Below are 15,747 nucleotides of genomic sequence, written 5' to 3' on the forward strand. Positions count from 1 at the left end.
CGCTATTACATTTTTTGAGCCGACCGATGCCATAGGCTAGATAGCCCCCATTGATTAAGTAAGCAACAGGACTAAACCCGCATGACTGACAATAACATCGCATTAAAGAAGGCCGGCCTGAAAGTCACACTTCCGAGACTGAAAATTCTGGAAGTATTGCAGGATCCGGAGTGCCATCACGTCAGTGCGGAAGATTTATATAAAAAACTGATTGATATGGGCGAAGAGATTGGTTTAGCGACCGTCTACCGCGTACTGAATCAGTTTGATGATGCTGGTATCGTCACCCGCCATAATTTTGAAGGCGGCAAATCGGTTTTCGAACTGACCCAGCAACATCATCATGACCATCTGATTTGCCTGGATTGTGGCAGAGTGATTGAATTCCGTGACGAGTATATCGAAGCGCGGCAACGTGAAATCGCGGAAAGACACAGCATAAAACTGACCAACCACAGTTTGTATCTGTATGGCCATTGCAGTGAAGGGGATTGCCGTGAAGACGAAACCCTGCACGATGAAAAAAGATAAATCAACCGCATAAAACAACGTCGCTTGCGACGGCCCGCTAGGGTGACGGGCAGGATAGCCCGTCATAAAATAAAACCGCCTCGGCGGTTTTATTCAGATTGCTGACGAACCCACATCGAAATAGTTATCCCCGAATACCACCACCGGTCATCCCCTGCGCAGTCACCTCCGTCATCCCTGCAGCAGTAGGCAGGGATCTACTTCCGCAAGCGGTTCGGTGTTGCCGAGATCCCCGCCTGCGCGGGGATGACGATGAAGGTGAAGGGTTTGTCAGCAACCTCCCCTGCGGTTATCCCACCCAGGTATCCCGCAGGCCCACCGTACGGTTAAACACCAGATGCTGCGGACGGGAATAAACCCGGTCGGCACAGAAATAGCCTTCCCGCTCAAACTGATACGCTTTTTCCGCTTCCGCCTGCGCCAGACTCGCCTCAACAAAGCCACGGGTCACCTGCAGCGACTCGGGATTGATGGTTGACAGGAAATCATCCGCCGCTCCGGGGTTGGCCACGCTGAACAGCCGCTCGTACAGCCGGAATTCCGCCGGCAGGCCATGCGCCACCGACACCCAGTGAATAACCCCTTTGACCTTGCGCCCATCGGCCGGATCCTTACTCAAGGTATCCGGATCGTAGCGACAATAGATGGTGGTGATAACCCCCTGCTCGTCTTTATCAATGCGCTCCGCTTTGATCACATAGGCGTTGCGCAGACGAACTTCCTTGCCCAGCACCAGACGCTTGTACTGCTTATTGGCCTCTTCGCGGAAATCCGCGCGATCGATATACACTTCACGGCTGAATGCCACCTGACGGGAGCCCATTTCCGGCTTATTCGGATGGTTTGGCATGGTAACCAGCTCTTCATGCTCCGCGGGAAGGTTCTCAATCACCACCTTCACCGGATCCAGCACCGCCATGGCGCGCGGCGCATTGGCGTTAAGGTCGTCGCGGATACAGGACTCCAGCGCCGCCATTTCAACGTTGTTATCTTGCTTGGTGACCCCGATACGGTAACAAAACTCGCGGATAGACGCGGCGCTGTAGCCACGGCGACGCAGACCGGAAATGGTCGGCATACGCGGATCGTCCCACCCTTCAACAATCTTTTCCGTTACCAGCTGGTTCAGCTTACGCTTGGACATGATGGCGTATTCAAGGTTCAGGCGGGAGAATTCATACTGCCGCGGATGGCAAGGTATGGTGATGTTATCCAGCACCCAGTCGTACAGGCGGCGGTTATCCTGGAACTCCAGCGTGCACAGCGAGTGCGTCACCCCTTCCAGCGCATCGGAAATACAGTGGGTAAAATCATACATCGGGTAGATGCACCACTTGTTGCCGGTCTGGTGGTGTTCGGCGAACTTGATCCGATACAACACCGGATCGCGCATCACGATAAACGACGACGCCATATCAATCTTGGCGCGCAAACAGGCGGTGCCCTCGGCAAAGCCGCCGTTACGCATTTTTTCGAACAGCTCCAGGTTTTCCTGCACGCTGCGATCGCGGTAGGGGCTGTTTTTGCCCGGCGCCGTCAGCGTACCGCGGTATTCGCGGATCTGCTCCGGCGTCAGTTCATCGACGTACGCCAGCCCCTTGCTGATAAGCTCAACCGCATACTGATGCAGCTGATCGAAATAATCGGAGGAATAGCGAACGTCGCCGCTCCATGAGAAACCCAGCCAGTTAACGTCACGTTTGATCGACTCAACGTATTCAATATCTTCTTTTACCGGGTTGGTATCGTCAAAACGCAGGTTGCACTGCCCGTTATAGTCGCGGGCGATACCGAAGTTGAGACAGATAGATTTCGCATGCCCGATATGCAGATAGCCGTTAGGCTCCGGCGGGAAGCGCGTCTGAATATGGTCATGCTTACCGGACGCCAGATCTTCATCAATAATCTGGCGGATAAAGTTGGTTGGGCGGGCTTCAGCCTCACTCATGCTTGGTTCCTCGATGCTTAAACGACATATAACCGCTAATGATCCAACAAGCCAAGCCGGGAAACAACCGTTAGTTTGATTAAATTCTCGGTGAGGAAAAAAAACGGAGCGAGATAGCAATCTCGCTCCGCGATTTCATCCATTCGCCGTGCTTCACACGGCAAAATTGCGCTTTACGCTACGCCTCGCTGACTTTTTTCAGCGCGGACGCGATCGACTCCGCCTGGGTGCCGACCACAATCTGCACATTCTGCTTATTCAGCCGGATAATGCCCGCGGCGCCCAGTCGCTTGGCCAAGGCTTCATCCACCTGGCTGGAATCCGCCACGTTCAAACGCAAGCGGGTGATGCAGGAATCAATGGCCAGCAGATTATCTTTACCGCCGACGGCCTGCAAATAGCCGCGGGCCAGCGTGGTCATATCGCCCGACGACGCCGCCGAGGCGTTTACATCATAGCCGTCCGCTTCGCTGCCGCTTACCGACAGTTCGCGTCCCGGCGTCAGCAGGTTGAAGCGCAGGATGGTGAAACGGAACGCCAGATAGTAGATGACGAAGAACGCCAACCCCTGCGGTATCAGCATATACCACTGCGTCGCCAGAGGGTTGCGGGACGACAGCACCATATCCACCAGCCCGGCGCTGAAACCGAAACCGGCGATCCAATGCATGCTGGCCGCAATAAACACCGAGATCCCGGTGAGCAGCGCGTGCAGAACGTACAGTACCGGCGCCACAAACATAAAGGAGAACTCCAGCGGCTCGGTGATGCCGGTAAAGAATGCGGCAAATGCCGCGGCAAGCATAATCCCCGCCACCTTGCTTTTATTCTCCGGACGCGAGCAGTGATAGATAGCCAACGCCGCCCCCGGCAGGCCGAACATCATAATCGGGAAAAACCCGGCCTGATAACGTCCGGTAATGCCGGCGACCGCTTTCCCCGCGTCGATGGACTGTTGTCCGGCCAGGAAATTCGGAATGTCGTTAATTCCGGCCACATCAAACCAGAACACCGAGTTCAGCGCATGGTGCAGACCGACGGGGATCAACAGGCGGTTGAAGAAGGCGTAAAGACCGGCGCCGGTCGCGCCCAACTGCTGGATATACTCGCCAAAAGCGACCAGCGCGTTATAAATGACCGGCCACACATACATCAGGATAAAGGCGACCAGGATCATCAGGAATGAGGTGAGGATCGGCACCAGGCGTCGTCCGCTAAAAAATGACAGCGCTTTTGGCAGTTCCACCTGACTAAAGCGGTTATACAGCTCCGCGGAAATCACCCCGACCAGAATACCGATAAACTGGTTTTTAATATTGCCGAACGCGGCCGGCACCTGATCCACCGGAATTTTCTGGATCATCGACACCGCTTCCGGCGAACCGAGCGTGGTCAGCACCAGATAGCCGACGAAACCGGTCAAGGCCGCGGCACCGTCTTTATCCTTCGACATGCCGTAAGCCACGCCGACGGCGAACAGCGCCGCCATATTTTCGATAATGGCCGCGCCCGATTTAATAAACAGCGCCGCCAGGGCATTTTCACTTCCCCAGCCGACCGGATCAATCCAGTAGCCAATCCCCATCAGGAGCGCGGCGGCGGGCAGCGTGGCGACTGGCACCATCAACGCCCGGCCGATTTTTTGCAAATAGCTAAGAATACTCACATTTTCCTCTCTTCCCCTGTGGGACAAAAACTGCCTGTTAAACTTGCTCACTGCCGGGAAAAACCACCGCGGGTGGTTTTGGCATGGAGTGTAAGAAAAATATTTCGCTTCACAAATTAAACCCTATCATTATGTGATAACAATCACTAAAAAAACGCATACAAAAAGTTTATACCTGCATAAAACGCCAACTTATTTTAAGATAAAAAAAAACAGGCTACACTGATACGCACTGTTATTTCACCGCTGAAACGCGCCGCCAAGGCGATTTAGCCCGATACTTGTTTCGTCCTCAAACAATCAGGAGACCGCTGATGAGACTGATCCCTCTCACTACCCCCGCTGAAGTCGGCAAATGGGCCGCACGTTATATCGTGCAGAAAATCAACGACTTCAACCCCAGCGCCGCCCGCCCTTTCGTGCTGGGCCTCCCCACCGGCAGTTCACCGCTGGAAGCGTACAAAGCGCTGGTGGCGATGCACCGGGCCGGAGAGGTGAGTTTCAAGCACGTGGTGACGTTCAATATGGATGAATACGTCGGCCTGCCCGCCGAACATCCGCAAAGCTATCGCAGCTTTATGCGGCAGAATTTATTCAATCACGTTGATATTCCGCCGGAAAACATTAACCTGTTGAATGGCAACGCGGAAGACATCGCAGCGGAATGTCGCCGTTACGAAGAGAAAATCAAGTCTTACGGCAAGATCCACCTGTTTATGGGAGGAGTAGGAAATGACGGGCACATCGCCTTCAACGAACCCGCCTCTTCTTTAGCTTCCCGGACTCGAATCAAAACCCTGACGGAAGAGACTCGCCTCGCCAACTCTCGTTTCTTTGACGGTGACGTTAATCTGGTGCCGAAATTCGCCCTTACCGTCGGCGTGGGCACCCTGCTGGATGCCGAGGAGGTGATGATCCTGGTCACCGGACGCAACAAAGCCCAGGCATTACAGGCCGCGGTGGAAGGAAACGTAAACCATATGTGGACCATCAGTTGCCTGCAACTTCACGCCAAAGCGGTGATGGTATGCGACGAGCCGTCGACGATGGAGCTGAAAGTCAAAACCGTTAAATATTTCCGTGAATTAGAAACGGAACAGATGAAAAATCTTTAATCAGTGGTCGGGAGTTGACGATGTACGCTTTAACAAACGGCCGGATTTATACCGGCCACCAGGTGCTGGATAATCACGCGGTGGTGATTGCCGACGGTCTGATAGATAACGTTTGCCCCATTAGCGACCTTCCCGCCGGGCTGAAAAGGCATGACCTTGGCGGCGCGTCGCTCGCCCCCGGCTTTATCGATCTCCAGCTAAACGGCTGCGGCGGGGTTCAGTTCAACGACTCGCTGGAATCCATCTCGGTGCAAACGCTGGAAACCATGCATCAGGCCAACCTGAAATCGGGCTGCACCAGCTTTTTGCCTACGCTTATCACCTGCAGCGATGAGTTTATGAAGCACGGCGTGGAAGTGATGCGCGCCTATCTGGCGCAGAACAGCTTCCAGGCGCTGGGCCTGCACCTCGAAGGTCCCTGGCTGAACGTGATAAAAAAAGGCACGCACAATGCGGACTTTATCCGTCAACCAACGCAGGAACTGGTGGATTTCCTGTGCGCCAACGCGGACGTCATCAGCAAAATCACCCTGGCGCCGGAAAAAGTCGCCCCGGCGATAATCCGTCAGTTGGCGGACGCCGGCATCGTGGTTTCCGCCGGCCACTCCAACGCCACCTGGGAACAGGCCAAACGGGGCTTTGCCTGCGGCATTCGCTTCGCCACCCACCTGTTCAACGCCATGCCTTATATCACCGGCCGCGAACCCGGCCTGGTCGGCGCCGTTTATGACGCCCCGGAAATCTATTGCGGCATTATCGCCGACGGCTGCCACGTTAGCTGGGCCAATATCCGCAACAGCAAGCGGATTAAAGGCGAAAAGCTGGTGCTGGTCACCGACGCCGTGGCGCCGGCGGGATCGACGATTGACCGGTTCATTTTTGCCGGTAAAACCATATACTACCGCGACGGCCTGTGCGTGGATGAAAACGGCGTGCTCAGCGGTTCGGCCCTGACGATGATAGAAGCGGTGCGCAACAGCGTGGAACAGGCGGGCATTCCGCTGGATGAGGCGCTCAGAATGGCGACCCTTTATCCGGCGCGCGCCATCGGCATAGACCGGCAGCTAGGCAGCATTGAAAGCGGTAAAGTCGCTAATTTGACCGTTTTCGACCGTAACTATCACATTCTCAATACTTTTGTTAACGGCAGCGACGAATTGGCGGCGACAAAGAATTGACCATACGCGGGTAACTTTTCATGACCATTGGCGGACAAGCGCAGATAGGGAATGTTGATCTGGTTAAACAATTAAACAGCGCGGTCGTGTACCGCCTGATCGATCAACAAGGGCCGATTTCACGCATCCAGATAGCGGAACAGAGCCAGCTTGCCCCCGCCAGCGTCACCAAAATCACCCGCCAGCTGCTGGAGCGCGGGTTGATCAAAGAGGTGGAGCAACAGGCTTCCACCGGCGGCAGGCGCGCCATTTCCATCGTCACCGAAACGTACCCGTTTCATGCCATCGCCGTGCGTCTCGGGCGCAATGACGCCACCGTCGCGCTATACGATTTGCAGGGAAAATCCCTGGGGGAGGCGCACTACGACCTGCCGGAAAAAACCCAGGAAAGCGTGGAAACCGCCCTGTTTAAAGCCATCGCCCACTTTATTGATAACCATCGGCAGCGCATCCGCGAGCTGATCGCCATTTCCGTGGCGTTGCCCGGCCTGGTCGATCCCCACGCCGGCATCGTGCGTTATATGCCCCATATCGGCGTCAACAACTGGCCGCTGGTGGATAATATCCAGCGCCGTTTCCAGGTCGCCAGTTTTGTCGGCCACGATATTCGCAGCCTGGCGCTGGCGGAACACTACTTTGGCGCCACGCACAACTCGCTGGATTCGCTCCTGGTGCGCGTCCATCGCGGCACCGGCGCCGGGATTCTGGTTAACGGACAGATATTTCTCGGCACTAACGGCAACGTGGGAGAAATCGGTCATATACAGATTGATCCGCTGGGAGAGCGCTGTCACTGCGGCAATTTCGGCTGTCTGGAAACGGTCGTCGCCAATGGGGCCATCGAACAACGCGTGCGGCATTTATTACGGCAAGGCTACCCCAGCAAAATAGAGCCGGACAACTGCACCATCGCCGCCATCTGCAAAGCCGCCAACCGGGACGATGCGCTGGCTCGCGAAGTGATTGAACACGCGGGACAATATCTCGGGAAAGCCATATCCATCGCCATCAACCTGTTTAATCCGCAAAAGGTGGTGATTGCCGGGGAAATTACCGCCGCCGAAAAAATCTTGCTGCCCGCCATTCAACGCTGCATCAATGCGCAGGTGCTGAAAGATTTTCGCAATAGCCTGCCCGTTGAAGTATCCGCATTGAACCACCTCTCGGCGATTGGCGCCTTTGCGCTGGTAAAACGCGCCATGTTAAACGGCGTGTTGCTGCAACATTTGCTGGAAACCCGCTGATCGACGTTTTTTCTCATAAGGACGGGTTATGGAATCACTAAAAACATGGCGATTCCAGCGGGTGAATTTATCGATTGCTCATCAAATCGCCCTATAAATTATTCAAACAGCATCAGCATGGCTTTTTTTATTAGATGATATTGAATTCTTATGGCGTTTTGATGCTAAATCATTGTCACTGACACGGCATTGGTAATCATTATGCAGGAAAAACGGCGGCGCCATTGCTATCCGTAAATTGCAGATGATTAATCTAAAATAATTAGGAGTCATCCATGTGTTCTATCTTCGGTGTGCTTGATCTCAAGACCGATCCTGTTGAAATGCGTAAAAAAGCGCTGGAATTATCACGCCTGATGCGTCACCGCGGACCGGACTGGTCCGGCGTCTATGCCAGCGATAAAGCCATTCTGGCCCATGAGCGCCTGTCCATCGTTGATGTGAACACCGGCGCCCAGCCGTTGTACAACCTTGCGCGCACCCACGTTCTGGCCGTTAACGGCGAAATTTATAACCACCAGGCGCTGCGTCAGCAATATGGCGACCGCTACGCGTTCCAGACCGGCTCCGACTGTGAAGTCATCCTGGCGCTGTACCAGGAAAAAGGCCCGGAATTCCTGGACGATCTGCAAGGCATGTTCGCCTTCGCGCTCTACGACAGTGAAAAAGACGCCTACCTGATCGGCCGCGATCACCTAGGCATCATTCCGCTGTACATGGGCTACGACGAATTCGGCAACTTCTACGTGGCTTCAGAAATGAAAGCCCTGGTTCCGGTGTGCCGCACGATTAAAGAATTCCCCGCCGGCAGCTACCTGTGGAGCAAGGACGGAGAAATTCGTGAATACTATCATCGCGACTGGTTCGATTACGAAAACGTAAAAGACAACGAAACCGATGCCGATGCCCTGCGCGACGCGCTGGAAGAGTCGGTAAAAAGCCACCTGATGTCGGATGTGCCTTACGGCGTTCTGCTCTCCGGCGGCCTGGATTCCTCGGTGATCTCCGCCATCACCAAAAAATACGCCGCCCGCCGGGTTGAAGACGACGAGCGCAGCGAAGCCTGGTGGCCGCAGCTGCACTCTTTCGCCGTCGGCCTGAAAGGCGCGCCGGACTTGAAAGCCGCGCAGGAAGTGGCCGAACATCTGGGCACCGTGCACCACGAAATCCACTTCACGGAGCAGGAAGGGCTGGATGCGATTCGCGATGTGATCTACCACATTGAAACCTACGACGTGACGACCATTCGCGCCTCTACCCCGATGTATCTGATGTCCCGTAAAATCAAGGCGATGGGCATCAAGATGGTACTGTCCGGCGAAGGCTCCGACGAAGTGTTTGGCGGCTATCTCTATTTCCACAAAGCGCCAAACGCCAAAGAGCTGCATGAGGAAACCGTGCGCAAACTGCTGGCGCTGCACCAGTATGACTGCGCCCGCGCCAACAAGGCGATGTCGGCCTGGGGCGTGGAAGCGCGCGTGCCGTTCCTGGATAAAAAATTCCTGGATGTGGCCATGCGCATCAACCCGCGCGATAAAATGTGCGGCAACGGCAAAATGGAAAAACACATTCTGCGCGAATGTTTTGAATCATACCTGCCGCACAGCGTGGCATGGCGCCAGAAAGAGCAATTCTCCGACGGCGTCGGCTATAGCTGGATTGATACGCTGAAAGAAGTTGCCGCTCAGCAGGTTAGCGATCAGCAGTTGGAAACCGCGCACTTCCGTTTCCCGTACAACACGCCGACCTCCAAAGAAGGCTATCTGTACCGTGAAATCTTCGAAGAGCTGTTCCCGGTTCCCAGCGCCGCGGAATGCGTGCCTGGCGGCCCGTCAGTCGCCTGCTCTTCGGCTAAAGCCATCGAATGGGATGAATCCTTCAAAAAGATGGATGATCCCTCGGGCCGCGCGGTTGGCGTACACCAGTCCGCATACTGATCGCCGGTTTTGTTTTTCGCTATTGCAACGGGCCGCACAGGCCCGTTTTTCTATCTGATTTAGTGGTAAAGCCGGCTTTTTGACGCTTTTCTCACCAGACTGTTCACAACCCAAACAAACGGCGCAGGGTAAGCCCTTTTCGGGAAAAAATTTGTTGACGCAATTAGGCCAACTACGCATAATGCGCCCCGCAACGCCGATGAAGGTGACGCGGAAAAGATGGCTACGTAGCTCAGCTGGTTAGAGCACAGCACTCATAATGCTGGGGTCACAGGTTCGATTCCCGTCGTAGCCACCATCTTTTGCGGGAGTGGCGAAATTGGTAGACGCACCAGATTTAGGTTCTGGCGCCGCAAGGTGTGCGAGTTCAAGTCTCGCCTCCCGCACCATTGCTTTCACGGCTTGAAATAGCTTTTCGAAGCTTGATAATGGTTTTATTTAGTTTTGGGGTATCGCCAAGCGGTAAGGCACTGGTTTTTGATACCAGCATTCCCAGGTTCGAATCCTGGTACCCCAGCCATATTTAAGCAGCATTACTGAAAAGTAATTGCCCTGTTGGGGTATCGCCAAGCGGTAAGGCACTGGTTTTTGATACCAGCATTCCCTGGTTCGAATCCAGGTACCCCAGCCATCTAATTGATGTTTAAAGATTTTTGTTGAAACATAACAAAAACGGCAGTACAATTTGGCTACGTAGCTCAGCTGGTTAGAGCACAGCACTCATAATGCTGGGGTCACAGGTTCGATTCCCGTCGTAGCCACCACATTTTTGGGGTATCGCCAAGCGGTAAGGCACCGGATTCTGATTCCGGCATTCCCAGGTTCGAATCCTGGTACCCCAGCCAAATAAAGCTGGTAAAACAGCAAGATGCGGGGCGACAGTCGAAAGACGTCGCCCCGTTTTCTTATGTGTGGCGGCAAAGTGGCGACAGCGCATGAATAAACGCCTGATGATGCGGATAACTAATAATCGATCATGAGATTAAGCCACTTTTGAACGAGTGGCTTTTTTTATTTGTGCAGGAGCGTGTCACAAAAGTGTCGCGCAAGATTTTTTGCTCTTGGATACGAAAAGTACCGTTCACTATCCGTTACCTTGTCGCCTGGCAATGTATGCGGATATTGCGAAGACCAGGCTCAGGGACAAAATAAAGCTGATTACCAGCATCACTGCGTAGATAACTGTCGCGCGACCGCTGACTCCCAGCTTTTGCAACATATCAAGCAGAGGCGAGAAAACATTCCAACCATTGCCATGGGTAAACCAGTACGTCACCAAATCACTACCGCCCACAAAAGCATAGATGGGAAACGTCAGAATAAGCGCTGCAACTAATTTTTTAATCATTTCACGACCACCCTTCCATAGTGATAAAGCGAAGACCCCGGCACTTTCTCCATTTTCTGAGATTTAAGGAACTTCCATAGCCGATAATACTGGATCATATCAGGCAATGTTATACATCCTTCACTAATCCCAAAACGGCCAACAGGATGCAACCGAAAATGCCCACGCTGAACCCCATTGATAAAGGTGAAATCATCAATGACACCATCATTCCGGTAAAGCGCAAACCATCCTGCGCGATGCGTTCCAGCTAAAATATCCTGCATAAAATCATTAAGGCCACCCAATCGTCCGCCACTTTTCCGATCCAAAATAAAATACTCTCCAGTTGGAAGAGGCCCATCAAAAGGCACAGCTGTAGATTTTGATTGATTCCTGTCCTGCTTGTTACCCGAAAAAGCGTGAACAGATCCAAACCCCTCGCAAAAGAGCGTAGACATAGTCTGTCCGTTAAGATGAAAGTTGCATTTTGCAGCCATAAATATCACTCCATGTGAACAAAGGATTTTATAGTAGCTCGATTTTTATTCGGATAAATCTTATAAAAATTTCAGTACTGAAAAACTATCAGGTCGGCTTGCATCCTCCGCGATTGCTGGCCTACCGCCTTTTTCCCCAACATATCCGAAAATCGATACCCCCCCCTTTCAACTGACAAAATTCAGATAAATTCCTTATTTATCTTATGATTATGATTTTTATCAGATCCTTTTTAGATCCTAAAAACTGAAAAATACTGAAATTCCTTTCAATCTTTTCAGTTTGGGTTTTCCACCATCAGCCCAGCAGCAGCGCGGGCTGGCGTACCCATTTGTAGAAAAATAAAACTGAAAAATGTTTATGATCCGAAAACCGCAGGCGGGTGCGGTGTAGCGCCGATTTTGTCATGCGTCCGTTTATTTTGTGTGTGCGCTGACTGCGTCAACGCGACGTGATGCGGTGATTGAGGTTGTTGTGATGTGTGGACAGCGCGCTTTATGGGGCGTCTGAGCGCGTTTTAGGACTGGTGCAAAAAAGCCCGCACGCGGCGGGCTTGGCTTTCCCTGATGTCATCATTATTTTTTGCAATCCAATCACATAATGACATTGGGTTAGTTTGTTTTATAAACGTTTATACAGATCGATTATGGATTATTGATCGGTTGTGTCGATCAATTATTATCAGGCACCAATCACCGGGCTGTATTTCTTCTGTAATGCCCCGGATTTGGTGCCGGTTGCCGCAATAGCGGCCGCGTTAAGCGGTGCGCCCGTATTCACATGGGTGTGCGCGGCTGTCTGTGCCGCCAGTTCCTGCACCACGTCCAGCGTGTCCAACATCAACTGCATGACGTTGATTTGCTGACTACCGACCCATACCACCGGGGCAATGATATCCTGACGCGCCCCGGCTATGCTGCTGCGGATCTGGCCGATTTTCTCCATCAGGTTCTGGCCAATATCCACCGTAGCCGATTTGCCGACGCTGGCCACATAGCCCGCCTGCGTGGCCAGACTGTAATCCCCTTCCGCAATCTGCACAATCGCCCCAGCCAGCAACGTGGCGGTACCCAACACCGTGGTTTTATCCGTGGCCTGGATGGTAGTTTCTCTGGTCACGATCGTTCGATGCTCATCGTCGGCTGTCACCACGCGACGCATGGATGATTCGCTGATTGTCTGGTCTGTCTGCCGTTCCCAATCGCCCGCCACCGTGACACGCTGTGACACTTCCGCTCGTTGCTGCTGTAGCTGTTCCCCCGGCTTGATATCCGGCAGGCTATGCCCCTGCGCCAGCGTCTGCCGGACAAAGGGCTTATCCGGGCGCCCTTCGGTAAAACCGACCTCTACCAACGTCCCCGCAGGCGGAAACTGAAACATGCCCGATTCACCGCCTGCCATCGGTACCGGCAGCGGTACGGCGGGATAAATTGGCGTGTCTTTGGCCGGATTACCGTCAGCGCCCAGCAGTTGCAAATCTACGGCATAGCGCGGGCGAAAGGGATCGGCAATATCACCGCTGGTTACACCTTCCGTTGCCGCCTCCACGCGAGCGAACTTCGGCAGATGCAGCCCTGCGGATAACTCAGGGTAAGCCGCATCAATCTGACGTTGTGCCGGTGTTACCGCCGCCCGCTTGCCGGTTGTCGTGCTAAGCGGTGTCCACGTTATGACCATATCATCATTATCCAGACGAACCGACGCCAGACGCTGGCCATTAACCACAACGCCGGGGCGTACCGACTGAATTAGCGGCAACGTCATGCTATTGCCCGCTGCCTGGCCTTTACTGAACTCGGCGGGAATATCAACGGGCCTATCGGCAAACATCGAATGCGCCCAACTGCCGATATATAGCCCGCCATCCGGCAACGGTTGCCAGATATAATCCTCAACGCCGAACGCCGCGCCAATGTTGGCCAGCAGTTGATAACCGGTGCCACTGTGCGTGAAATGTGGGATCGGCGTGGTCACATACGCCGCATCCGGCAAATGCATCATTAGCCCGCTATTTTCTTCCAGCCAGGCGGCAAGCTGTTTTAACGTAGGATGCTGAAAGGAGCACGGCCATATCCGTTCAAACACGCCTGCCAGTTCACGCACAAACAGCCGCTGATAGCCGTTCTCAGCAGGCTGTGAGCGCTCGACGTACCCAGTAAACCATCGCAATATACTGTCGGTATATCCCACATCTAGCCGAACCAGCTTGCCGGTGTAATCCTGATCTGTTTCTGCCGTGATGAAGCCGCGCCCGCAGGCGCTCAGCTCTAATGCCATATTAGCGCTGACCAGGTGAACCGCGTCCCCTGACAGCATTAGCCGCTTAACTGGTTTCATCCCTCACTACTCCCTAGCGCATCATTCACCGGTTTCAACACTTTGCGTTCAAACCAGCTTAATTGCTCGTCGCTCTCTGCCGCATTACCCCCACCTTTTACGCCTGGCGTTTGCTTTTGTGCTACCGCTTTGTTTCCGGCGCGGGTATCCCGTTTTTCTGCCACGCTGACATGCTCACGCAAGGTAAACGTAACCAGCCATGCCTGCTTACCGTCCTGTTTCGGCGCATCAATCGATCCGGTAAACGTGGCAAGACGAAAGTTGATAGCTTGCGCAGTATGATTGGCCACGCGATAACGTTTCAGTTTCCCGCCCTCTTTTGCCTCTGCCAGCGCCCATAGCCGCGTTAACACTTTCGCTTCGGTAAATGGGATGATGCCGGACACCCGCAATTCTTTAGGCTTGATGCCCTGCTCTGCGTTAGATGTGCTGGACGTCTGGCCAGACTGGTCTTGTTCCTGAAACTGCATAGACGGGGTGACAGTCAGACTGCGTAGAGGTATAGCCTCGCCATCAAGGGCGAGCGTGATAATTTGGCTCATGGATCATGCCTTCCAGTGCATTGAGTGAATCGCCCACAAACATCATGGCCACGGTATAAACCGCTGACGGCTGCGGAATGTTTTTCACCATTTCAGCAGCGATTACGCTGCCTTGTCCTTTTCCTGTGAATACCCAGGCGCGGGCGCTACCTGCTTGTAACTCGCTTAAGCCCTGGCTGATTTTCGCCAGCATATTGCCGCGTTCGGCGGCAAAACCGGCTAATTGTCCTTTGATGCCCTCAATACCGCTGCTTCCAGCTGCCAGCTGCTGGGCGGCAGCAATGCGCTGTGCGTTCAGCGCCTGGCGACTGGTTGATATGGACAGCGGCACAGTGGCGGGCAATGTTTGGCTTTTGGCGGGCAACTGCATTTTGACCGTATCCAACTCGGCGACCGATTGTGCCACGCGAGCAACCTGGGTAAACGCCGGCGCCGGAAATACCGCAGTCATAGCATTTAACCGCTGCATAAAATCATCATGGGTGGTACTACAGACCATAAACACCGTGACTTCTGTTTCACCGACTACGATTTGCAACCGGTCGGCCAGATACACCACAGCATTAGCCGGGCTTAGATAGCTGCCGGTTGCCGTTTTCTGGCCGACGCCATAAACCCACGGATTCACCGGCACAATGGCGCAGTTAATAGCGCTTATTTCAGACGGGAAGCGGATGATTGCATCACGCCACATAGATATACCTCCCTGTAACTTGATTATTTCCCTATATGAATGCAGCATTCCGGCTGCAAATTAAACAAAATCATTTTACACGTAAAAATAGATTACTGCTTACCAGCTGGAAAATACTTATAGAGCGTTGACATACCAATGCCGTAGATAATTGAGATCTGCGCTCTGGAGTGTCCATTAGCTAACAGCTTAGCAATAATCTCCCTGTCATCTAACGTCAGCGCTGGAGGCCGCCCACCGATTCGACCTTTTGCCCTGGCCGCAACTAATCCGGCCAACGTCCGTTCAACTATCAATTCACGCTCCATTTCAGCAAGCGCAGACATAATATGAAACACGAATCGCCCCATTGGGGTATTTGTGTCGATGCTATCAGTAAGACTACGAAAATGTATTCCCCGTTGACGCAATTCATCTATTAACAGCACAAGATTGCGCATGGATCGCCCCAGCCGATCCAGTTTCCAAACAACCAGGGTATCACCCGTTTTTAACGCTTTCAGCGCTCGTTTTAGCCCCGGACGCCTGGCTTTCGTTCCGCTCATTTTATCTTCAAAAACCTGCTCACAATTTGCACTTATCAGCGCATTTCTTTGCAGATCGGTGTTTTGGTCGTTTGTTGATACCCGAATGTAGCCAATTTGCACAATTTATCTCCAGCAAAAAGGCAACGATACTGCCATGAAGAAAGGAACAGGAGATAACAGAAAACCTCGGTTTTGCAGAA

At 53.3% G+C, this 15,747-nt stretch carries 13 protein-coding genes and 6 tRNA genes; 11 read left to right on the forward strand and 8 right to left on the reverse strand.

Annotated elements, in window-relative coordinates:
- Window positions 1-81 precede the first annotated feature (81 nt).
- Window positions 82-531: a ferric iron uptake transcriptional regulator gene (fur, locus tag DDT56_RS19040; RefSeq protein WP_009113795.1), complete on the forward strand. Its 450-nt coding sequence runs from the start codon at window positions 82-84 to the stop codon at window positions 529-531.
- Between the two features lie 289 nt (window positions 532-820).
- On the opposite strand, the gene glnS is transcribed toward fur, so the two are convergent.
- Window positions 821-2,479, reverse strand: coding sequence for a glutamine--tRNA ligase (gene glnS / locus DDT56_RS19045; RefSeq protein ID WP_136167989.1), 1,659 nt, complete (start codon window positions 2,477-2,479; stop codon window positions 821-823).
- A gap of 178 nt (window positions 2,480-2,657) precedes the next feature.
- A complete protein-coding gene (nagE, locus tag DDT56_RS19050) occupies window positions 2,658-4,145 on the reverse strand; it encodes an N-acetylglucosamine-specific PTS transporter subunit IIBC (protein WP_136167990.1) in 1,488 nt (495 codons plus the stop codon).
- 314 nt (window positions 4,146-4,459) lie between these two features.
- Between nagE and nagB the strand changes: the two genes are divergently transcribed.
- The 10 genes from nagB (at window position 4,460) to DDT56_RS19100 (ending at window position 10,464) form a co-directional block, all read left to right on the forward strand.
- Window positions 4,460-5,260: a glucosamine-6-phosphate deaminase gene (nagB, locus tag DDT56_RS19055; protein ID WP_136167991.1), complete on the forward strand. Its 801-nt coding sequence runs from the start codon at window positions 4,460-4,462 to the stop codon at window positions 5,258-5,260.
- A gap of 20 nt (window positions 5,261-5,280) precedes the next feature.
- Window positions 5,281-6,438, forward strand: coding sequence for an N-acetylglucosamine-6-phosphate deacetylase (gene nagA, locus DDT56_RS19060; RefSeq protein WP_136167992.1), 1,158 nt, complete (start codon window positions 5,281-5,283; stop codon window positions 6,436-6,438).
- Window positions 6,439-6,458: 20 nt separating this feature from the next.
- A complete protein-coding gene (gene nagC / locus DDT56_RS19065; protein ID WP_136167993.1) occupies window positions 6,459-7,682 on the forward strand; it encodes a DNA-binding transcriptional regulator NagC in 1,224 nt (407 codons plus the stop codon).
- Window positions 7,683-7,957: 275 nt separating this feature from the next.
- Window positions 7,958-9,619 carry an asparagine synthase B gene (asnB, locus tag DDT56_RS19070; protein ID WP_136167994.1) on the forward strand — a complete coding sequence of 554 codons (1,662 nt, stop codon included), beginning with the start codon at window positions 7,958-7,960 and terminating at the stop codon, window positions 9,617-9,619.
- Window positions 9,620-9,840: 221 nt separating this feature from the next.
- Window positions 9,841-9,917: transfer RNA gene (locus tag DDT56_RS19075), tRNA-Met, on the forward strand.
- Window positions 9,918-9,923: 6 nt separating this feature from the next.
- Window positions 9,924-10,008 (forward strand) — tRNA-Leu (locus DDT56_RS19080).
- Between the two features lie 56 nt (window positions 10,009-10,064).
- Window positions 10,065-10,139, forward strand: a tRNA-Gln gene (locus DDT56_RS19085).
- Between the two features lie 36 nt (window positions 10,140-10,175).
- Window positions 10,176-10,250 (forward strand) — tRNA-Gln (locus tag DDT56_RS19090).
- Between the two features lie 56 nt (window positions 10,251-10,306).
- Window positions 10,307-10,383: transfer RNA gene (locus DDT56_RS19095), tRNA-Met, on the forward strand.
- Window positions 10,384-10,389: 6 nt separating this feature from the next.
- Window positions 10,390-10,464: transfer RNA gene (locus DDT56_RS19100), tRNA-Gln, on the forward strand.
- Window positions 10,465-10,703: 239 nt separating this feature from the next.
- Here the strand turns inward: DDT56_RS19100 and DDT56_RS19105 are convergent.
- The 6 genes from DDT56_RS19105 to DDT56_RS19130 all read right to left on the reverse strand — a co-directional run bounded on the left by DDT56_RS19105 (window position 10,704) and on the right by DDT56_RS19130 (window position 15,667).
- A complete protein-coding gene (locus tag DDT56_RS19105) occupies window positions 10,704-10,967 on the reverse strand; it encodes a hypothetical protein (RefSeq protein WP_136167995.1) in 264 nt (87 codons plus the stop codon).
- Entirely contained in the window at window positions 10,964-11,446 is a 483-nt protein-coding gene (locus DDT56_RS19110; RefSeq protein WP_136167996.1) for a DUF2778 domain-containing protein, read from the reverse strand. The genes DDT56_RS19105 and DDT56_RS19110 overlap by 4 nt, the downstream gene beginning before the upstream one ends.
- 682 nt (window positions 11,447-12,128) lie before the next feature.
- Window positions 12,129-13,784, reverse strand: coding sequence for a type VI secretion system Vgr family protein (locus DDT56_RS19115; RefSeq protein ID WP_136167997.1), 1,656 nt, complete (start codon window positions 13,782-13,784; stop codon window positions 12,129-12,131).
- Window positions 13,781-14,326, reverse strand: a complete 546-nt coding sequence (locus DDT56_RS19120; RefSeq protein WP_136167998.1) for a baseplate complex protein — start codon at window positions 14,324-14,326, stop codon at window positions 13,781-13,783. Before DDT56_RS19120 ends, DDT56_RS19115 begins: the two co-directional genes overlap by 4 nt.
- Window positions 14,298-15,020 (reverse strand): hypothetical protein, encoded by a 723-nt coding sequence (locus DDT56_RS19125; protein ID WP_136167999.1) that lies wholly within the window; start codon window positions 15,018-15,020, stop codon window positions 14,298-14,300. Before DDT56_RS19125 ends, DDT56_RS19120 begins: the two co-directional genes overlap by 29 nt.
- 92 nt (window positions 15,021-15,112) lie before the next feature.
- Window positions 15,113-15,667, reverse strand: coding sequence for a recombinase family protein (locus DDT56_RS19130; RefSeq protein ID WP_136168000.1), 555 nt, complete (start codon window positions 15,665-15,667; stop codon window positions 15,113-15,115).
- Between the last annotated feature and the right edge of the window lie 80 nt (window positions 15,668-15,747).

The sequence above is a fragment of the Brenneria corticis genome, from assembly GCF_003115855.1.
GTDB lineage: Bacteria > Pseudomonadota > Gammaproteobacteria > Enterobacterales > Enterobacteriaceae > Brenneria > Brenneria corticis.

What these genes read in the sequence shown, in the direction of transcription:
- fur (WP_009113795.1), top strand. Translation starts at nt 82, where the DNA reads ATGACTGACAATAACATCGCATTAAAGAAGGCCGGCCTGAAAGTCACA.
- glnS (WP_136167989.1), bottom strand. Translation starts at nt 2,479, where the DNA reads ATGAGTGAGGCTGAAGCCCGCCCAACCAACTTTATCCGCCAGATTATT.
- nagB (WP_136167991.1), top strand. Translation starts at nt 4,460, where the DNA reads ATGAGACTGATCCCTCTCACTACCCCCGCTGAAGTCGGCAAATGGGCC.
- nagA (WP_136167992.1), top strand. Translation starts at nt 5,281, where the DNA reads ATGTACGCTTTAACAAACGGCCGGATTTATACCGGCCACCAGGTGCTG.
- nagC (WP_136167993.1), top strand. Translation starts at nt 6,459, where the DNA reads ATGACCATTGGCGGACAAGCGCAGATAGGGAATGTTGATCTGGTTAAA.
- asnB (WP_136167994.1), top strand. Translation starts at nt 7,958, where the DNA reads ATGTGTTCTATCTTCGGTGTGCTTGATCTCAAGACCGATCCTGTTGAA.
- DDT56_RS19105 (WP_136167995.1), bottom strand. Translation starts at nt 10,967, where the DNA reads ATGATTAAAAAATTAGTTGCAGCGCTTATTCTGACGTTTCCCATCTAT.
- DDT56_RS19110 (WP_136167996.1), bottom strand. Translation starts at nt 11,446, where the DNA reads ATGGCTGCAAAATGCAACTTTCATCTTAACGGACAGACTATGTCTACG.
- DDT56_RS19115 (WP_136167997.1), bottom strand. Translation starts at nt 13,784, where the DNA reads ATGAAACCAGTTAAGCGGCTAATGCTGTCAGGGGACGCGGTTCACCTG.
- DDT56_RS19120 (WP_136167998.1), bottom strand. Translation starts at nt 14,326, where the DNA reads ATGAGCCAAATTATCACGCTCGCCCTTGATGGCGAGGCTATACCTCTA.
- DDT56_RS19125 (WP_136167999.1), bottom strand. Translation starts at nt 15,020, where the DNA reads ATGTGGCGTGATGCAATCATCCGCTTCCCGTCTGAAATAAGCGCTATT.